At 68.0% G+C, this 17,619-nt stretch carries 17 protein-coding genes; 12 read left to right on the top strand and 5 right to left on the bottom strand.

Annotated features, from left to right (window positions below):
• The coding region (locus ROT00_RS18325) for an alpha-amylase family glycosyl hydrolase (protein ID WP_472974913.1) at positions 1-177 on the bottom strand (177 nt) is incomplete at its 3' end.
• A gap of 142 nt (positions 178-319) precedes the next feature.
• On the opposite strand from ROT00_RS18325, the gene ROT00_RS17420 reads away from it, so the two are divergent.
• Together ROT00_RS17420 and ROT00_RS17415 are read left to right on the top strand one after the other, a co-directional pair.
• Positions 320-2,203, top strand: a complete 1,884-nt coding sequence (locus tag ROT00_RS17420; RefSeq protein ID WP_404776303.1) for a glycoside hydrolase family 13 protein — start codon at positions 320-322, stop codon at positions 2,201-2,203.
• Entirely contained in the window at positions 2,196-2,987 is a 792-nt protein-coding gene (locus ROT00_RS17415; RefSeq protein WP_404776302.1) for a hypothetical protein, read from the top strand. The genes ROT00_RS17420 and ROT00_RS17415 overlap by 8 nt, the downstream gene beginning before the upstream one ends.
• Here ROT00_RS17415 and ROT00_RS17410 read toward each other — a convergent pair.
• Both ROT00_RS17410 and ROT00_RS17405 read right to left on the bottom strand, forming a co-directional pair.
• The gene (locus ROT00_RS17410; protein ID WP_404776301.1) at positions 2,952-3,398 is read right to left on the bottom strand and encodes a VOC family protein; all 447 of its coding nucleotides are present in this window, start codon (positions 3,396-3,398) and stop codon (positions 2,952-2,954) included. The genes ROT00_RS17415 and ROT00_RS17410 overlap by 36 nt on opposite strands.
• Complete coding sequence (locus ROT00_RS17405; RefSeq protein WP_404776300.1) at positions 3,398-4,153, bottom strand: DUF2306 domain-containing protein; 756 nt, start codon at positions 4,151-4,153, stop codon at positions 3,398-3,400. Before ROT00_RS17405 ends, ROT00_RS17410 begins: the two co-directional genes overlap by 1 nt.
• Before the next feature lie 187 nt (positions 4,154-4,340).
• Between ROT00_RS17405 and ROT00_RS17400 the strand changes: the two genes are divergently transcribed.
• The 6 genes from ROT00_RS17400 (at position 4,341) to ROT00_RS17375 (ending at position 10,903) form a co-directional block, all read left to right on the top strand.
• The gene (locus ROT00_RS17400) at positions 4,341-4,994 is read left to right on the top strand and encodes a response regulator transcription factor (RefSeq protein WP_404776299.1); all 654 of its coding nucleotides are present in this window, start codon (positions 4,341-4,343) and stop codon (positions 4,992-4,994) included.
• A 52-nt stretch (positions 4,995-5,046) separates the two neighbouring features.
• Positions 5,047-5,862, top strand: coding sequence for an AAC(3) family N-acetyltransferase (locus ROT00_RS17395; protein WP_404776298.1), 816 nt, complete (start codon positions 5,047-5,049; stop codon positions 5,860-5,862).
• 122 nt (positions 5,863-5,984) lie between these two features.
• Entirely contained in the window at positions 5,985-7,235 is a 1,251-nt protein-coding gene (locus tag ROT00_RS17390; protein WP_285465136.1) for a sugar ABC transporter substrate-binding protein, read from the top strand.
• Between the two features lie 70 nt (positions 7,236-7,305).
• A complete protein-coding gene (locus ROT00_RS17385) occupies positions 7,306-8,919 on the top strand; it encodes an ABC transporter permease subunit (protein WP_404776297.1) in 1,614 nt (537 codons plus the stop codon).
• Positions 8,919-9,860 (top strand): sugar ABC transporter permease, encoded by a 942-nt coding sequence (locus ROT00_RS17380; protein ID WP_404776296.1) that lies wholly within the window; start codon positions 8,919-8,921, stop codon positions 9,858-9,860. The genes ROT00_RS17385 and ROT00_RS17380 overlap by 1 nt, the downstream gene beginning before the upstream one ends.
• A 35-nt stretch (positions 9,861-9,895) precedes the next feature.
• Positions 9,896-10,903, top strand: a complete 1,008-nt coding sequence (locus tag ROT00_RS17375) for a LacI family DNA-binding transcriptional regulator (protein ID WP_285465133.1) — start codon at positions 9,896-9,898, stop codon at positions 10,901-10,903.
• Positions 10,904-11,023: 120 nt separating this feature from the next.
• Here the strand turns inward: ROT00_RS17375 and ROT00_RS17370 are convergent, their stop codons facing one another.
• On the bottom strand, positions 11,024-11,839 hold the full coding sequence (locus ROT00_RS17370) for a hypothetical protein (RefSeq protein WP_404776295.1): 816 nt from the start codon (positions 11,837-11,839) through the stop codon (positions 11,024-11,026).
• Positions 11,840-12,047: 208 nt separating this feature from the next.
• On the opposite strand from ROT00_RS17370, the gene ROT00_RS17365 reads away from it, so the two are divergent.
• Positions 12,048-13,451 carry an MFS transporter gene (locus ROT00_RS17365; RefSeq protein WP_404776294.1) on the top strand — a complete coding sequence of 468 codons (1,404 nt, stop codon included), beginning with the start codon at positions 12,048-12,050 and terminating at the stop codon, positions 13,449-13,451.
• An 87-nt stretch (positions 13,452-13,538) separates the two neighbouring features.
• Here ROT00_RS17365 and ROT00_RS17360 read toward each other — a convergent pair whose 3' ends face one another.
• Entirely contained in the window at positions 13,539-13,982 is a 444-nt protein-coding gene (locus ROT00_RS17360; protein ID WP_404776293.1) for a MarR family winged helix-turn-helix transcriptional regulator, read from the bottom strand.
• Between the two features lie 118 nt (positions 13,983-14,100).
• Here ROT00_RS17360 and ROT00_RS17355 point away from each other — a divergent pair, with 118 nt between their 5' ends.
• From ROT00_RS17355 to ROT00_RS17345, 3 genes are all read left to right on the top strand, one after another.
• The gene (locus ROT00_RS17355; RefSeq protein ID WP_404776292.1) at positions 14,101-14,580 is read left to right on the top strand and encodes an Lrp/AsnC family transcriptional regulator; all 480 of its coding nucleotides are present in this window, start codon (positions 14,101-14,103) and stop codon (positions 14,578-14,580) included.
• 263 nt (positions 14,581-14,843) lie between these two features.
• On the top strand, positions 14,844-16,322 hold the full coding sequence (locus ROT00_RS17350) for an amidase (RefSeq protein ID WP_404776291.1): 1,479 nt from the start codon (positions 14,844-14,846) through the stop codon (positions 16,320-16,322).
• On the top strand, positions 16,319-17,566 hold the full coding sequence (locus tag ROT00_RS17345; RefSeq protein ID WP_404776290.1) for an alpha/beta hydrolase family protein: 1,248 nt from the start codon (positions 16,319-16,321) through the stop codon (positions 17,564-17,566). Before ROT00_RS17350 ends, ROT00_RS17345 begins: the two co-directional genes overlap by 4 nt.
• The last annotated feature ends 53 nt before the right edge of the window (positions 17,567-17,619 follow it).

Below are 17,619 nucleotides of genomic sequence, written 5' to 3'. Positions count from 1 at the left end.
GACGCCGAGCTCGGCGAGGGCATCGAGGCGGCTCGCGATGCCCGCGAGATCGCCCATCCCGTCACCGTTCGCATCGGCGAAACTGCGGGGGTAGATCTGGTAGATCACGGCCGTCCGCCACCACTCGTCTCGAGCGTCACGAGCGAGCTCGAAGTGATTCTTGCGGCGGATGGCCATTGGCAGCTCCTTTGGTGCAGTCGACGAACATCACGCAGGATCCCACAGGACACACCGATTGCAAAATCTTTCAAACCATGAAATGAGTTTGCTAAGGTCGCCGCAACATCACTCGTCTATGCAGGGGAGCCAGCGTCATCTCATGAATTGCTACTACGACCGACCGCATCACGATGGTTCGTCTCTCTATATGTCGACCCGTGGACGGGGTGTGGGCGCGACACAGTTCGTTCGCGTGCGAGTTCCTCATGGATTCGGTGCTCCGCGCTCAGTGTTCGTTCGTGTGGTCTGTGACGCGGAACCGTGCTTCTTCCCGCTCTTGCCCGGTGCGGCTTCCCCCGACTGGGACACCGCGGCGGAATGGTGGGAAGGCAACTTCGCGCTCCCGAACCCGATCACCAAGTACAGATTCCTCATCAACCTCGAGGACGGGAGCACGCGCTGGTTGTCCGCGGACGGTCTGGAGTCGCTTGAGCCGCGAGACAGCAGCGACTTCCGAACGACCTCGTTTCCGCCGCCGCCGCCGTGGGCACACCAGCAGGTGATGTACCAGATCTTCCCGGACCGCTTCGCGAGGAGTTCAGGCGCGTCCCGTGACATTCCGGACTGGGCCGAGCCAGCGGAGTGGCAGGACGCGCCGGTCGCGGAGGGGCCCTCGACCTCGCGCCAGTTCTTCGGCGGAGATCTCGACGGCATCACGGAGCGGCTGGGCCACCTGGAGCGACTCGGGGTGACCCTCCTCTACCTGACGCCGTTCTTTCCAGCGCAATCGAACCATCGGTACGACGCTTCCAGTTTCGACCGGGTCGACCCGCTGCTCGGTGGCGACGAAGCGCTCGTCCGCCTGGTCGAAGCGGCGCACGCGCGCGGGATGCGGGTGATCGGCGACCTCACGACGAACCACACCGGCGACGGGCACGAGTGGTTCCGAGCTGCGTTCGCCAAACCCGGCGCCGTCGAATCGGGCTTCTACTACTGGAACGACACCGACCACACCGACTATGTCGGTTGGTACGACCTGCCCAGCCTTCCGAAGCTCAACTGGGACTCGCGAGAACTGCGCCGGCGGTTCATCGAGGGGGACGATTGCGTGGTTGCGAAGTGGCTCCTCCCGCCATTCAACCTCGACGGTTGGAGAGTCGATGTAGCCAACATGAGCGGCCGACTCGGAACAGATGACTTCAATCGGACGATTCAGCGGACGGTGCGAGCGACGATGGACCAAGTCGCCCCTGGTCGAGTGCTCTTCGCAGAGTCGACCAACGACGCCACAGTGGACTTCGACGGCGAAGGGTGGCATGCGCCCATGAGTTACCCGTCCTTCACTCGTCCAGTCTGGAACTGGCTTCGAAGCCCGACGATCAATCGGCGCGACTTCGGCATCCCCTACGAATCCGCTCCCGCATACTCTGCCGCGGATGTCGTCGAGAGCTACCGACGATTCACTGCGCCATATCCCTGGTCGGTGAAGCTCCTCGCGATGAACGCCATCGACACCCACGACACTGCTCGGTTTGCGGAAGAGGCTGACGACGAGCGCCAACTGGTCGCTGCTGGACTCTCGTACACGCTGCCGGGTACCCCGGTCGTCTTCGCGGGTGACGAGTTCGGACTCCGCGGACGCAATGGGGAGGGATCGCGGACGCCCCTGCCGTGGGAAGAGCACCCCCGACTGCTCGCTGCATACAGCGAGCTCGGTCGCCTTCGGCGAGAGTCGGTCGCCCTGCAGACCGGCGGCCTGCGCTGGCTCTCTGCCGACAGCGAGTGCCTGGCCTTCCTGCGGGAAAGCGATGAGGGCGCCGAACTCGTGATGGCATTCCGATCGCCCAGCGAACTCGCGCTGCCGCTCAACGTCGCTGAAGCGCTCGAGGATGCTCCTACGCTGACGTTCGGGAGCATCGCATTCCGACGCGAAGGTGCGCGGCTGCTCTGGGAGGCGGACGGGCCGGCCTTCGGGGTCTGGGCGGTTCGCACGCTGGTCACGGCACGCGCGTCCGCTCCCGAGCGGGTCAACGCCAATGCGTGACCTCGCTGAGTTCGACGCGTTCAGCGACCGCCTCGCGGGCGGCTTCGCAGGCGTACCTGGTGCACACGGACTCGTCTTCCTCGGGTCGGCCGCTGCGGGACACCGTCGAGACCGATGGTCCGACCACGACTTCCTCGCGCTCGTGGAAGAGGAGCACGTCGAGTCGGCCCGTGCGAACCTCGATTGGCTCCCCGATCCGCAACGTGTGCTGTGCGTCGCCCGCGAAGGTGAGCTCGGCTTCTCGGTGCTCTACGACGACGGCCATGTCCTCGAGTTCGCCGTTGGAACGACCAAGGAGCTCGCAGCCGCACCGCTGGATGAGGCGAAGCTGATGTTCGGAGATCCGCGGATGCGGGACTTCGTCGACGCGGGGCAGGACCGTCTCGCTGCGCTCCCTGCGATTGACCCGGCGAACGAAGTCGCCCTTGCCTACATCAAACTCCTCATCGGATACGGTCGAGCCTGTCGGGGCGAGCGCATCGCCGCCGGGCGTTTCGTGCGAGGCTGGGCGGTCGACCATCTGCTCCGGGCGATACGTGCACGCGTCCTCCCGGCGGGCGCAGCGCGCTCGGATCCGCTGGACCCTTCCCGACGCTTCGACGCCGCGTACCCGCACATAGCTACGCAGCTCGACCACGCTCTCGCTCAGCCGATCGAGCAATCGGCACGAGATGTCGCGCTGCTCGCGCGCGTTGTGTTGGAACACGGGTGGAAGGAGTTCCCGGCCATGACGGCTGAACGCGTCCAATCACTGCTCAGGAGCAGCGGAAACGCTCCGAGCTGACGGCGATCCGGACGGCCTGGCCCCACGGGAGAGAAAGCTGCGCTGCCGATCACTCCAGCGGTTCCCACAATCGACGACAAGACAGAAGCGATTGCCCTCAGGGTCCGCGAGTACAGCGAAGCCGCCGTCCCCCTCTGAAACAGGCTCCCGGAGAACCGATCCGCCGAGTTCGACGGCACGTTGCACCATGCCTTCGAGGTCGTCGACGACGACATCGAGGTGCAAGTTGCTTCGCGGGTACCGTCGCTCACTCGGGGCACGCCGAAATGCGAGGAAGACCGGCGCCTCTGCCACGATGGCCCACTCCGACCCGTCGACTGCCCACGTTGCGTCGAGCAAGCTGCCCCAGAACTCGGCGAGCTTGCTCGGATCCTCGCAATTCGTGACGACTTCTTGAATGCTCCCGAGCATCAGGGCTGCACCGCCCGGATGCGCGTCGTATCCGAGACAAGCCGAAACGTCGGCAACCCCCGTCGACGAATGATCAGCTCCGCGACGACCAGGTTCGGAATCCAGCCGAGGAACGGGACGACCGAGTAGGCGTTGCTGAACGCGCTGTCGAACTCGGACCCGCCGAACGGTACTTGGGCGAAGATCAGGAGACCCATCCAGACGCGAAGCGTGACGGCGGAATACGTCAGCGCGAAGTTCCGAATCATCCAGGCTCGGTGGCTCGGAACATCCCGTCGGCGGATCGCTCGGTACGCTGCCGCAGCCGTTCCGAGCCAGAGTGCTGCCATCATTCCGAACCCAAACAGACCGGACAGCCCCGCCGGGCTGAACGGTGCGATCACGAGCGCGGAGACCCCAGCCACAGCGACGCTGAGAAGGATGAGCCTGCCGATCCACCGGTGCAGTCGAGGAGTGCGTGCCCGAAGCGCGCCGATGAATTGCACCGGCGAGAGCAGGAGGACGATCCCGCCCGATATCACGTGCGCGTAGAACGCGACGACCACTGGGAGGGGTTGGTTGAGATAGTCCTGCGCGAGACCCACGTGATCGGCGGCAAGATCTGCAAGGGAGGCGGTGACGTACGGAGTGACGGCATATCCCACAATGGCGAGCGATGACAGCGCCACCCAAATCCACGCCGCTCCAGACCCCAAGGACGGCTTCGAAGGACGCGACAGGGTGACGCTACTATCAGTATCTGCAATGAGTTTCACTCGCACATCGTGGCTCATCTCATCGGACTCGCCAAGGGGTGGGCTGGGAATCGGTACTTCTGTAGGAGTTCGCCTGCGGCAGCGGCGCTGCTGCAAGCTCGAAAGCGAACGCAGCGCCGACTGCGGGAGGTAGGCATATGGACGCGGACTGGGCCTGCGCGGCATACCCACACCGTGCGGTGGCGGGATGAGCATCCGGGTACTCATCTCCGACGGTCAGGAACTGATGCGGCTCGGCTTCGCGCTCATGCTCGAAAGCCAGCCGGGCTTCGAAGTCGTAGCGCTCGCGCAGAACCGATCACAGGCAATCGAACTCTCGCGACGCCATCGCCCCGACGTCGTCCTCGTCGATCTGGACGGGTCATACCTCGAGGGCATCGCCGCGATCCGAGGCATCGTCGAGAGGGAGCCCTCGCCGAGCGTGATCGCGGTGGCGAGTTTCGACTGCGACGACGCAGCGTTCGACGCGCTCGAAGCCGGCGCGGCCGGCTATCTGATGAAGGATGCGAGCGCAGGCGAGCTGCACGCCGCGGTCCGGGATGCATCGGGCGGGGGAGTGGCCCTTCCCCACTGGGTGACCAGTGAACTCGTACGACGGTATCGTCGCCTGGCTCAAGCACCCGAGACTGCCGAGGAATGCAATCTGCTGACCCGACGTGAGCAAGAGGTCCTGAAGTGTCTCTTGGAGGGGCTCACGAACGCTGAGATCGGAGCACGTCTTTGGCTGTCCGAGTCCACCGTGAAGACGCACGTCGGGGCTGTCTTGCGAAAGCTGGGTGTTCGTGACCGCGTCGGAGCGGTCTTGTACGCGGCGAGATACGGCCTTCTCTCGGGCAATTGAGTGCGAGCGGTGGCGTTGCGTGAATCGTCATCCACGAGAGATCATGCAGGTCATGAAACACGATTCAGCCACCACGCAGAACGCCGGCCGATCCGTCAGCGAACGGGATATCGAGGCGACGGTTCGCTCGCTCGGTATCGGTGACGGCTCGGTGCTGCTCGTCCACGCGTCGTTGTCCGCGTTCGGGGATGTCATCGGCGGCGAGCAAGCGGTCATCGATGCCCTTCAAGCAGCGATCGGCCCAGCCGGCACGCTCGTGATGCCATCGCAGAGCTGGCAGCTTTGTGATCCTGAGTACTTGGCACCTGGTGCGATGGCGTTTGAGGAGTGCGCCCGCATTCGGGAAAATCTCCCGGTCTTCGACGTGGCGCGAACTCCGACGCGGTCGATGGGCGCAGTTGCCGAGCTGTTCCGAACCCTGCCTGGCGTCCGGCGAAGCAGGCATCCTCACCGCTCGTTCGCGGCGCTCGGACCGGAGGCGGCGGGCGTCACCGCCGAGCAGAATCTCGATTCACCGTTCGACGACGCGTCGCCTCTTGCGCGACTCTACGATCTCGACGCTGTCGTCCTGCTCCTCGGCGTCGGATTCGACAAGGCGACCGCGCTCCATCTCGCGGAGTGGCGCTCGCGGGCACGGCTCCCCAGGGTCCCCAACGGCGCGCCCATGCTCGTGGGCGGTGAACGGCGCTGGGTCACCTGGGAGGAAACGCCGGCCGAGTCGGAGGACTTCGAGGTGATCGGTGATGCCTTCCGGTCGAGTAGCGTGGCACGATCCGCGACGGTGGGGCGGGCAAGCTGCGAGGCGATGAGCCTCAGGGAACTCGTGGACTTCGGAGCGAGCTGGATGAATTCCACCCGCAAGACATGAAACGGCTTGCAAGTTTCGCAAGAGTCTGGCAATCTGCTCTCACCCGCAACGACGCTGCTCCCCTTCTCCGTGGAGGTGCTCGCGAGTGCGGGCCCTGACAATCACGCAGAAAGGCAGCACCAATGAAGGTGAATCGATCAGCCGCGACCGCGATCTTCGCGGGCAGCGCGATTCTGGCTCTGGCCTTGACGGGATGCTCGGCGGGCGGGGGAGGCGGGCAGTCATCGACGTCGGCCACGCTCACCGTCTGGGTCGACGCGAACCGTGTCGAAGAGATGCAGGACATCGCTGCGAAGTTCGAGGACGACAAGGGCATCAAGGTCGAGCTCGTGCAGAAGGAGTACGGCGATGTGATGCGCAACGACTTCATCCAGCAGGTGCCGGCAGGGGAAGGCCCGGACGTCATGGTCGGCGGCAACGACTGGCTTGGCCAGCTCGTCCAGAACGGGGTCGTGGCTCCGCTCGAGCTCGGCGACACCGCTGGGGACTTCTCCGACGTCGCCATCGGTGCCATGACCTACGACGAGGTCACCTACGGGCTGCCAGTCTCCCTGGAGAACATCGCGCTTCTGCGGAACACGGCGCTCGCCTCGTCCACCCCGGCCACCTGGGACGAGCTGATCGCTGCCGGGCAAGCCGTCGTCGCGAGCGGCGCCGCCCAGTATCCGGTGCTCGTGCCCTCAGACCCGGTGGACTCGGACCCGTACCACCTGTACCCCCTCCAGACCTCCTACGGTGCCCCGCTCTTCGCCTTCGACGCGGACAACGGGTACGACACCTCCGAGCTGTTGGTGGGTAGCGAGGGTGGGAACGCGTTCGCGGCCAAGCTCGTCGAGTGGGGCGCGGCCGGAATCATCAACACCAGCATCACCGGTGACATCGCACGTGACGAGTTCGCCGCTGGCAAGTCGCCATTCATGCTCTCCGGTCCGTGGAACCTCCCCGCGTTCCAGGAAGGCGGCATCGACTACGCCATCGAGGCCATCCCGCAGGCGGGCCCGGACGCGCCGACTCCCTTCGTGGGCGTGCAGGGCTTCTTCGTCAGCTCGCAGAGCAAGAATGCCATCGCGGCCAACGAGTTCGTCGTGAACTACCTCGGCAGCGAAGAGGCGCAGCTCGCGCTCTACGAAGCCGGCGGCCGCCCGCCGGCGCTGAACTCCGCGTTCGAGATCGCCTCCGCCGAGAACCCCGATGTGGGCGCGTTCGGCGAGGTCGGCCGGACGGGCGTGCCGATGCCCTCGATCCCCGAGATGGGGGCGGTCTGGGACAACCTCGGCGCCACTCAGTCTGCGCTGCTGAACGGAACGGCCGGAGACCCGACGGAAGCATGGCAGGCGATGACCGAACGGCTCCGCGAAGTCGTCGGCGGATAACAGACCGGGCCGAGGCGGAGCCCCAACCGCCTCGGCCCTTCCAGCCGTCCAACCGCATTCAGGAGCACGTGTGACCACCACCGAACTGCAATCGCCTTCCAGCACCGACAGAAGCCGGAAACGTCAACGCCCCACCACTCGCGCCGTTGCCGGCGCACCGTCCACCTGGGTGGTGCTGATCAAGATCATCAGCCTCGGCGTGCTCGACGCGGTGGTCATCTACGCGGCATTCATCCTCGCGTTGAACGAGGACTTGGTGCTCGCGGCTGTCGCGCTGGTGGCCGCAGCCCTGATCAACTGGATCTACATCCGAAGGGGGAGCCTCCCCGCCAAGTACCTGATCCCGGGAACTGTGTTCCTGTTGGTCTTCCAGATGTACGCCATCATCTACAGCGGGTACGTCGCCTTCACGAACTACGGTGACGGGCACATCGGCTCGAAGGAAGCCGCCGTCGAGGCGCTCATCAACAAATCGCTCACTCGGGTCCCCGATTCCCCCGCTTATCCGATGGTCGTCGTCGAACAGTTCGGGCAGCTCTCCTTCCTGGTGACCGACCCCGACGGTGAGGCGCTCATCGGTGGAGAGGACCGGCCGTTACAACCAGCGGATGCTGATTTCGAAGGCGGCCGTGCCGTCGCCGTCGAGGGCTACACCACGCTGGACTTCGCCGGTGTGCTCGCTGAACAAGAGCAACTGGCTGCGATGAGCGTGCCACTCACCGACGACCCGAACGACGGGGCGCTGCGGACTCCTGACGGATCCCAAGCGTTCGTCTACTCGGCGAAGATGCAGTACGACGAAACCGCCGACGCGTTCATCGACACCGCCACCGGGAGGATCTACGAGGACACCGGGGACGGCGCCTTCGTCGCGGCCGACGGAACTCAGCTCATGCCCGGCTGGAAGATCGATGTGGGCTTCGAGAACTTCGTTCGAGCGTTCACTGAAGAGTCCATTCGAGGACCATTGATCGCAGTGGTCCTCTGGACCTTCGTCTTCGCTGGATTCACCGTCGCAGCGACCTTCGCCGTCGGTGTGTTCCTCGCGCTCATCCTGAACGATTGGCGGCTGCGATTCCGCAGGACGTTCCGTGTCCTCGTCATTCTGCCGTACGCATTCCCCGTCTTCCTCTCGGCACTCATCTGGAGCGGGATGCTCAACCCGCAGTTCGGTTTCATCAACCAAGTGCTCTTCGGCGGGGCGCAGATCCCATGGTTGACCGACCCGATCCTGGCGAAGTTCAGCATTCTCATGGTGAGCCTCTGGCTCGGCTATCCGTACATGTTCTTGGTCGCCACCGGGGCGCTCCAGTCCATCCCGGAAGAGCTCGTCGAAGCCGCCAAAGTCGACGGGGCCGGACCATGGGCGGTGTTCCGGCGCATCAAGCTCCCCTTGCTCATGGTCTCGATGGCGCCGCTGCTGATCGCGTCCTTCGCGTTCAACTTCAACAACTTCAATCTGATCTACATGCTGACCAGAGGCGGCCCGCAGGACATCACCACCGACATGAACGTCGGCGCGACCGACATTCTCATCACCCTGGTCTACAAGGTCGCATTCGGCGAGACCGGGGGACGCGACTTCGGCCTCGCGAGCGCGTTTTCGATCATCATCTTCGTTCTGGTCGCGGTCATCTCGGTGATCAGCTTCCGCCGCACCAAAACGCTCGAGGAGCTCAACTGATGTCCATCGACACGTACCCGGCCACGTCGCATACGCCTGAAGTGAACCCCCGCGGGGAGAGGAGCGGGCGTGTCCCGAAGGGGCCCTCCCAGCGCCGCAGGACCGCCCGGGCGCTCGCCGCGAAGTACATCGTGGTCATCCTGACCTCGGTCATCGCGGTGTTCCCGATCCTGTACATCGTCTCCGCATCTCTGAACCCGAACGGAAGCCTGGCCGGCTCGACCGGTCTCTTCACGAAGTTCAGCCTGGAGAACTACATCAATCTCTTCAGCAACCCGGCTCAACCGTTCGCAGCATGGTTCATGAACACCCTGCTCATCGGGTTGGTGACGGCAGCCGGCACGGTCCTCCTCGGCGGGCTCGCCGCCTACGCCTTCTCGCGAATGCGGTTCTCCGGACGCCGGCTCGGGCTGATCACGATCCTCCTCGTGCAGATGTTCCCGCAACTGCTCGCGGTGGTCGCGATCTTCCTGCTGATGAAGGGCATCGGCGACATCTTCCCGGCGCTCGGGCTGAACACCCATATCGGGCTGATCATGGTCTACCTGGGCGGCGCCCTCGGCGTGAATACGTATCTCATGTACGGGTTCTTCAACACCGTCCCCGTGTCAATCGACGAAGCGGCGAAGCTCGACGGTGCCGGGCACAGCCGGATCTTCTTCACGATCATCCTCCGGCTCTCGGCTCCCGTTCTGGCCGTGGTCGGCCTGCTCTCGTTCATCGCGACGATCAACGAGTTCGTCATCGCGAGCGTGCTCCTGACCGCGCCGGAGAGGAAGACCCTCGCCGTCGGCCTCTACCAGTTCATCGCTCAGGAGACCTCTGCGAACTGGCCCGTCTTCGCGGCCGGTGCAGTGCTCGCGGCGCTGCCCGTGGTCGTCCTCTTCTTCGTGCTCCAGAAGTACATCGTGAGTGGTCTCACCGCTGGATCCGTGAAGTAGCCGGGGTGGAGTTCGCCGATGCTAGCCTTACCCGCATGGGTGCGACTCTCGCGGATATTGCAGCGCACGCGGGGGTCAGCGAAGCCACGGTCAGCCGCGTTCTCAATGACAAGCCGGGAGTCGCTCAACACAAGCGTCAGGCAGTTCTGACCGCTCTGGACCTACTGGGTTACGAACGGCCGGCGCGTCTGCGACGACGCACCGGTCGTCCGGTGGGTCTGCTCCTCCCCGAGCTGATCAACCCGGTCTTTCCCGCATTCGCCCAAGCCCTCGGGCCCAACTTCGCACGTCGAGGCTTCACCCCGCTGATCGGCTCCCAGAGCGAAGGCGGGCTCGACGAGGACGAGTACATCGACATGTTCATCGAGGCCGGTGCGGCGGGGATCGTCTTCTTCTCCGGCCGACACTCCGACTCAGGATTCCCGATGGAGCGGTACATCCAGCTGTTGGGGCTCGGCTTGCCGTTGGCGTTCGTGAACGGCTACCGCACCGGGGTCGATGCGCCGTTCTTCTCTATTGATGAGCACAGTGCGATGGAGCTCGCCGTGCGCCATCTCACTGCCATGGGGCACAGGAGGATCGGACTCGCGGTCGGACAAGAGTCCTACGTGGCCGCGCAGCGGAAGTCCGAAGGATTCCACAGCGCGATGAAGAAGCACGCCGGTGATGGAGCGCGCGGCGTCATCGAGCCGTCGCTCTACACCGACGATGGCGGAATCAGCGCTGGGCGAGCGTTGATCGCGGCCGGCTGCACGGCAGTGGTCTGCGCGAACGACCTCATCGCGGTCGGGGTACTGGCGGAGGCCCGCAGGCAAGGCCTTGAGATTCCTCGCGATTTGTCCGTCGTCGGCTTCGATGACTCGGTGATTGCGCGACACGCCTGGCCGCCGCTCACGACGGTCCGACAGCCGGTCACCGCGATGGGGGTGGCCATCGCTGATGCGTTCGTCGGGGAGATGAACGGCATCCGAGCGTCCAGGACCGAGTACCTCTTCCAGCCCGAGCTCGTGGTGCGCGAGTCGACGGGGCCCGCCAGAGCGTAGTCGGGCGCAGGACCGGCGCTTCGCCGTTGACGCCCTCGGGGCGTCAACGCTTCGTGCTGGAAGTCTCCGTCTCCCTGAGTTATCCACGCGCACGCGACCACGGTCGTCCCGCGGCCCCGCTCAGTCGGTCTCTGCAGCGCCCGCCTCGGCACTGCGCCGGCCCCGCACCGATTCCCACCTGGCCAGCGCCAGAGCGAGGAGCGTCGCCAGGATGAAGCCGCCGAGCAGCCACGGCGCGGCGGCGTCGAGCCCCTTCGCGAACGGCGAGGCGTACCACCCGAGCGGCAGCGGCAGGTTCGTGCGGCCCTGCTCGTGCGCGGCGGCGAGGTCGAACTGCACGTCCCAGGCGGGCGCCTCCGTCTCGGCGCCCGACTCGTCGCGGACGGTCCGGTTGTACCCGGGGAAGAGCCGCGAGACCGCGGGGTCGTCGACCTCGACGACGAGGCCGGCGGAGCCCTTCGCCGCCGTGCGGTCGCCGTCCAGGTCGGTCTCCTCGGGGAGCACCGTCCCCTCGCCGTCGTCGATGAGCACGTACGAGGCGAGGGGGTCGTACATGTCGCCGAGCTCCCCGGATTCGTCGACGCCCTGGCCGCGCACCTGTCGCGATGCCGGCGGCTCCTCGCCCGGCATGAGGAAGCCGATGTCGGCATCCACCGGGACCTCCGCGGCGGTGTAGGACTCCTCGTCGATCCGGTCGAGCTCGGACACCCGGGGGTCCACGGCCGGCGACACGCCGTTGATCAGGCGGAGCTCCGCCGTGGCCCCGGACGCGTCGCTGACGCGGAGCACGTCCGGAGCGTCGACCCGGATGCTCGGCGGGAGGCGCGGCATGCCCACGCCCGCGGTCATCACGCCCGCGCCGACGGCGAGCACCGCGCAGACTCCGGCGATCGCCATCCACCATCGAACCCGGGTCTTCGCTGTGTGCTGCGTCATGTCTCCTGCGTCACGTCCCTCGTCTGCCTGCGCTCCCATCCTTGCGCGTCGGGGCCCGGTTCGGCGTCGCGCCATCCAGAAGCCGCGAGTTCCCATCCCATCCCGTTGCTCCTGCGGGGTGCAGGATGGATGCCGCGGCGCGCCGTGCGGCATCCGCGTGTCGTCCGAATCATGGTGCAACTCGCGAAACGCCGGGCATACTAGTTAAGTGACTGAACTAGATGCGCTGGCGCCGCGCCGCGCCGCGACCGTGCTCGTCGGCCTCACCGTGGGCCTCTTCGGCTCGGCCTCGAGCGCGATGATCGTCGCCAACACGCTGCCGGCGATCGAGGCCGACCTCGGCGCCGATCCGGCCGGCGGCAGCTGGGTCGTCGTCGGCTCCCTGCTCGCCATGACGGTGACGATCCCGATCTGGGGCCGGCTCGTCGACGCCTTCGACGGCAAGCGCGTGGTGCAGTCCGCCTTCGTCGTCTTCGTGCTCGGATGCCTCGGCGCGGGCCTCGCCCCCGGGCTCGGCGGCCTCATCGCCACCCGGGCGCTCCAGGGCGTCGCGATGGGCGGCATCCTCGTCGCGAGCCAGGCGGTCATCGCCCGCGTCGTCCCGGGGCAGCGCCGCGGGGCCTACCTCGGCTACCTCGGCGCGACGATGTCGATCGCGAGCCTCTGCGGTCCGCTCATCGGCGGATTCCTCGTCGAGCTGCCCGGCGCCGGCTGGCGCTCCGCGTTCTTCGTCCTCATCCCCTTCGCGCTCGTCGGGCTCGTCGTCGTCGAGGCGGCGCTACCGCGCCGGCGCGGCCCGGGCGCGTTCCGGGTCGACGCCGCGGGCATCGCGCTGCTCGCCGTCGCCGTCACCGCCGTGCTCCTCCTCGTGACCTTCGGCGGCGTCGCGTTCCCCTGGTGGTCGGTGCCGGGCGTCGCGCTCGGCGGCGTGGGCGTCCTCGCCGCGATCGCGCTGGTGCTCGTCGAGCGCCGGGTCGCCGATCCGGTCGTCGAGCTCGGCGCCCTCGCCGTGCCCGCGGTGCGCTGGAGCGTCATCGGCAGCGTCGCGATCGGCGCCGTCATGTTCTCCGCGGTGCTGTACCTGAGCCAGTACTGGCAGCTCGCGCGCGGGGTCTCAGCGGCGATCACCGGACTCCTCGTGGCGCCGCTCCTCGCCGCGACACTCGTCTCCTCGATCGTGAGCGGCCACCTCGTGTCGCGCGGTCCGCGGGCGCGGGGCCGCACGATGCTCGCGGGCTCCCTGCTCCTCACGGCGGGACTCGCCGGGCTCGCGTCGATCGCGGTGTCGCCGCCCGACTGGCTCGTGGTGGCCTCGGCGAGCCTCGTCGGCCTCGGCATGGGCGCCCTGATGCAGACGTTCCTCCTCGTCGCCCAGCTCGCAGTCGCTCCGGAGCGCGTCGGCCGCACGACCTCGCTCGTCAGCATGCTGCGCTCGCTGAGCGGCGCCGCGGGCGTCGCCGTGCTCGGCGCGGTGGTCGCCGGCCTCGTGCCGCGGGAGGGGTATGCGGTCGCGGTCGCCACGGCGTTCGGCGTGGCCGCCGTGGTCTCGCTCGGGGCGGTCCTCGCGGCGCTCGTGCTCGGCCGGGAGCGGGGCGCGGCGGGGGCCGAGTAGCGCCCGCCCGAGTCAGGCGCGCCGGCGCCAGACCCGAGCGCGTCAGGCCCGCCCGCGTCAGGCGCGCCCGAGTCAGGCCCGCTCGCGTCAGGCGCGGGCGCCGAAGTCCCGGTCGACCTGCTCGTCGAGCGCGAGCTCGAGTGGGATGGTGTCGAGCGCCTCGAGCGCGCCGACCGCGTCGCCGAGCACCTCGCGGAACCGGGCGAGGAGCAGCGCCTCGGCCTCCCGGAGCCGTTCGCTGCCGTACTCGGTGACGACGAACACCACGCCGCGGCCATCCGTCTTCGAGGACTCCCGGGCGATCAGCCCGGCCTTCACCATACCGTTCGTGAGCGAGGTCACCGCGGGCCGGGTGACCGCCGTCGCCTGCGCGAGCTCGTAGGCGCGACGACCGGCGTCGCGCGCGCTGTTCAGGGCGCGGTACTGCGCGAGGTTCAGCCCGGCCTCCTCGCAGGCCTGCTGCGCGATGCGGGCGAGCCGGATCACGGTGCGGACGGAGTCGAGGAGCGCGGCGGGGTCGTCGGTGTGCATGGTTGCCTTTCGGGTGCGTGCCCGCCTCGTACCCTACGGCCCCGCGACGGTATCCTGCAGGAGCGCGATCGGAGCGGCCCGCGGGCCCCGGCCGGTCTCGACGGAATCGGAGGCCGGGATGGCGGACGCAGTGACGGGTGCCGGAGCGACCCCCGCGCTCGACGACATCGACAAGGCGCTCATCCGGCTGCTCCAGACCGACGGGCGCATGCCCTACTCGAAGCTCGGCCCGGCGGTCGGCCTCTCGAGCGCGGCGGCCCGGCAGCGGGTGCAGCGGCTGATGGAGTCCGGCGTCATCGAGATCGTCGCGGTCTCGCAGCCGCTGAAGCTCGGCTTCCACATCCAGGCGATGGTCGGCATCAGGGCGGATGGCGACATCCGCGCCCTCGCCGCGGCGCTCGCGGAGGTCGAGCAGCTCGTCTACGTGGTCGTCTCCTCGGGGCACTACGACCTCATCGTCGAGCTCGTCTGCACCGACGCCCGCGAACTCCTGGCGATCGTGAACGACCGCATCCGCACCCTGCCCGGGGTGACTTCCACCGAGACCTACAACTACCTCTACATCGAGAAGGTCAAGTACGCCTGGGGGACCGCCTAGGTCCTGCGCGTCCGCGCGGTCGACGTCTCGTCGGCCGGTGTTCGGCGACCCTGCGAGCCCGGCCTCGGGTCGGCAGTGGGCACTCGCGGGCGGCATCGGAACGCTCGAGGCATCCGCTCCTCGACCGTCGAATCGCTCGCTCTCACAATCGAATCGATCGTTCCGTTATGGATTCGCAATCGAAACAGTGGCGGAAAAGTAGTTAAGCGGCAATACTTCTTTTAGCGCGACGAACGCGGAGCGCCCACCACGAAGGAGTGAGCATGATCGGACTACCCGACGACCTCGACGGCCTCGGCATGGCCGCACTCGTGCGCGCGGGCGAGGTCACCGCGGCCGAGCTGCTCGAGGACGCCATCGAGCGCGTCGAGACCCGCAACCCGGCCGTGAACGCCGTCATCGGCACAATGTACGACGAGGCCCGTCGCGCGGTCGCCGAGCCGATCCCCGACGGCCCGTTCGCCGGCGTGCCGTTCCTCCTGAAGGACGGCGGCGGCGTCGGCTACGCCGGCGTGCCGATGACCTCGGCGAGCCGCTTCCTGCAGGACTACGTGCCCGCGACGGACGGCGAGCTCACCCGCCGCTACAAGGCCGCCGGGCTCATCCCCTTCGGCAAGACGAACCTCCCCGAGTTCGGTCTCCAGCCGACGACCGAGCCCGAGCTCTTCGGGCCGACCCGGAACCCCTGGAACCTCGGGCTCTCCGCGGGCGGCTCGAGCGGCGGCGCGGCCGCGGCGGTCGCGACCCGCATGGTCCCCATGGCCAACGCGAGCGACAGCGGCGGGTCGATCCGCATCCCCGCCTCGAACTGCGGCGTCTTCGGCATGAAGCCGACCCGGCTCCGGATCACCTCGGCCCGCCGGCACACCGGCCTCAGCAGCCGGATGGCGGTGCTCAGCGAGCACGCCGTCACCCTGAGCGTCCGCGACTGCGCGACCCTCCTCGACGCGACCGCGGGGCCGCTGCCCGGCGACCCCTTCATCGCGCCCCGGCCGGAGCGCCCCTACGCCGAGGAGGTGGGCCGCGACCCGGGCCGCCTGCGGATCGTCTACAGCACCGCCTCGCCCCTCGGCATCCCGCTGCACCCCGACTGCATCGCCGCGGTCGAGGACGCGGCCCGGCTCTGCGCGGAGCTCGGGCACGAGGTCGAGCACCGCGAGCCCGAGATCGACGGCGCCGCGCTCGCCGGCCCGTTCTCCACCGTCTCGGCGGGCGGCCTGGCCTGGGACATCGCCCGGCTCGAACGGGTCACCGGCCGCACGGCCACCGCCGAGCTCTTCGAGCCGGCGACCTGGGCCATGATCGAGCGCGGCCGCTCGAGCGAGGTCACGATCCTGCAGTACCTCGACGCGCTCGCCGAGCTGCAGGCGCTCAGCCAGCGGCTCGCCGACTTCCAGCGACCCTACGACGTGTGGCTCACCCCGACCGCGGGCAGCGTCGCGCCGCCGCTCGGCTCGTTCTCCTCGGATGCCTCGGACCCGTTCCGCGGGCAGCGCGCCGCCGGCCTCTTCCTCCCCTTCACCACCCTCATCAACGTGACCGGCCAGCCCGCCATGTCCGTCCCGCTCTACTGGACGGCCGACGGCATCCCGGTCGGCACCCACTTCGTCGGCCCGTACGGCGACGAAGGGCTGCTCTACCGCCTCGCGGCCCAGCTCGAGGCGGCCCGCCCCTGGGCGGGACGGCGGCCCGACACCGCACGACCCCACGCACCCCACGCCGAGAAGGAGCAGCAGCAGTGACCGACACCGCAGCACGACCGATTGCCCGAGTGAACGAGTACTTCCCCGGCCCGCACTGGACCGCGTTCCGCTTCTTCGAGAGCGAGGTGATGGACGACCAGTTCAAGCACCAGCTGGGCCAGATGTTCTACGGCGGCGCCGACCTCGGCGAGTGCCTCGAGGTCGGCGGCCGCATCGCCTCCGACGACGAGCAGATGTGGCTCGACGAGTGGTCCGCGCTCGCCGCGCGCCTCCAGGATCGCGCCGAGCAGGCCGAGGGCCGGGGCCACCGCCAGAGCGCCGCCTCGCTCTACAAGCGCGCCGCGACCTACTGGCGCGGCTCCCTCATCCACCACGCCCTGCCGGACGAGCCGCGCACCCGCACGAACGCCCTCGACGCGTACCGCTGCTGGGACCGCTACCTCGAGCTCTCCGGCTTCCCCGGCGAGGCGCTGCAGATCCCCTACGAGTCGAGCTTCCTGCCGGCCTACCTCTACCGCAGCCCGATCGCGGAGGCGAAGGCGCCGCTGCTCATCTTCTTCCAGGGGCGCGACGCGTGGAGCGAGGACACCGGCTGGGTGTACGAGAACGCCATCCGCCGCGGCTACCACGCGCTCTCGGTGCAGTGCCCGGGCCAGGGCATGGCGATCCGGGTCAACGGCCTGCCGTTCCGCCCCGACTGGGAGAACGTCGTCACCCCCATCGTCGACGTCGCCGTGCAGCTCGAGGGCGTCGATCCCGAGCGCATCGGGCTCATGGGCCTGAGCTTCGGCGGGCACCTCGCCCCGCGGGCCGCCGCCTTCGAGAAGCGGCTCAAGGTCTGCATCGCGAACCCCGGCGCCATCCACTGGGGCGAGTCCATCCGGATCGGCCTGCCGCCCGCGCTCACCGAGGCGTACGCCGACGGGCCCGACACCTTCAACGCCGTCGCCTCGGCGGTGTCGGACGCCTCGCCCGTCGCGTCGTGGTTCCTCCGCGACTCGATGTGGAAGCACGGCGTCGCGACCCCCTACGAGCTCATGGTCGAGTTCGACAAGTTCGACATCCGCGAGCTCGCCGGGCAGATCGAGGCCGAGACGCTCGTGATGGACGGCACCGAGGAGGTGTTCGAGGCGGGGCAGGCGCACCAGCTCTACGAGGCCCTCACCTGCCGCAAGGAGCTCATGCTCTTCGACGCGTCCACGACCGCGCAGCTGCACTGCCAGACCGGCGCGTTCGGCACGGCCGGCGAGTACCTCTTCGACTGGCTCGACGGCCGCCTCTGATGCAGTCCCCGCCGGGCCCGACCGGGCCCGGCGGCCTCCCCCGATCGAAGGAC

Origin of the sequence: Agromyces mediolanus (genome assembly GCF_044917495.1) — a bacterium.
Classification (GTDB): Bacteria; Actinomycetota; Actinomycetes; order Actinomycetales; family Microbacteriaceae; genus Agromyces; species Agromyces mediolanus_B.
This window is presented reverse-complemented; position numbering and strand designations above follow the sequence as displayed.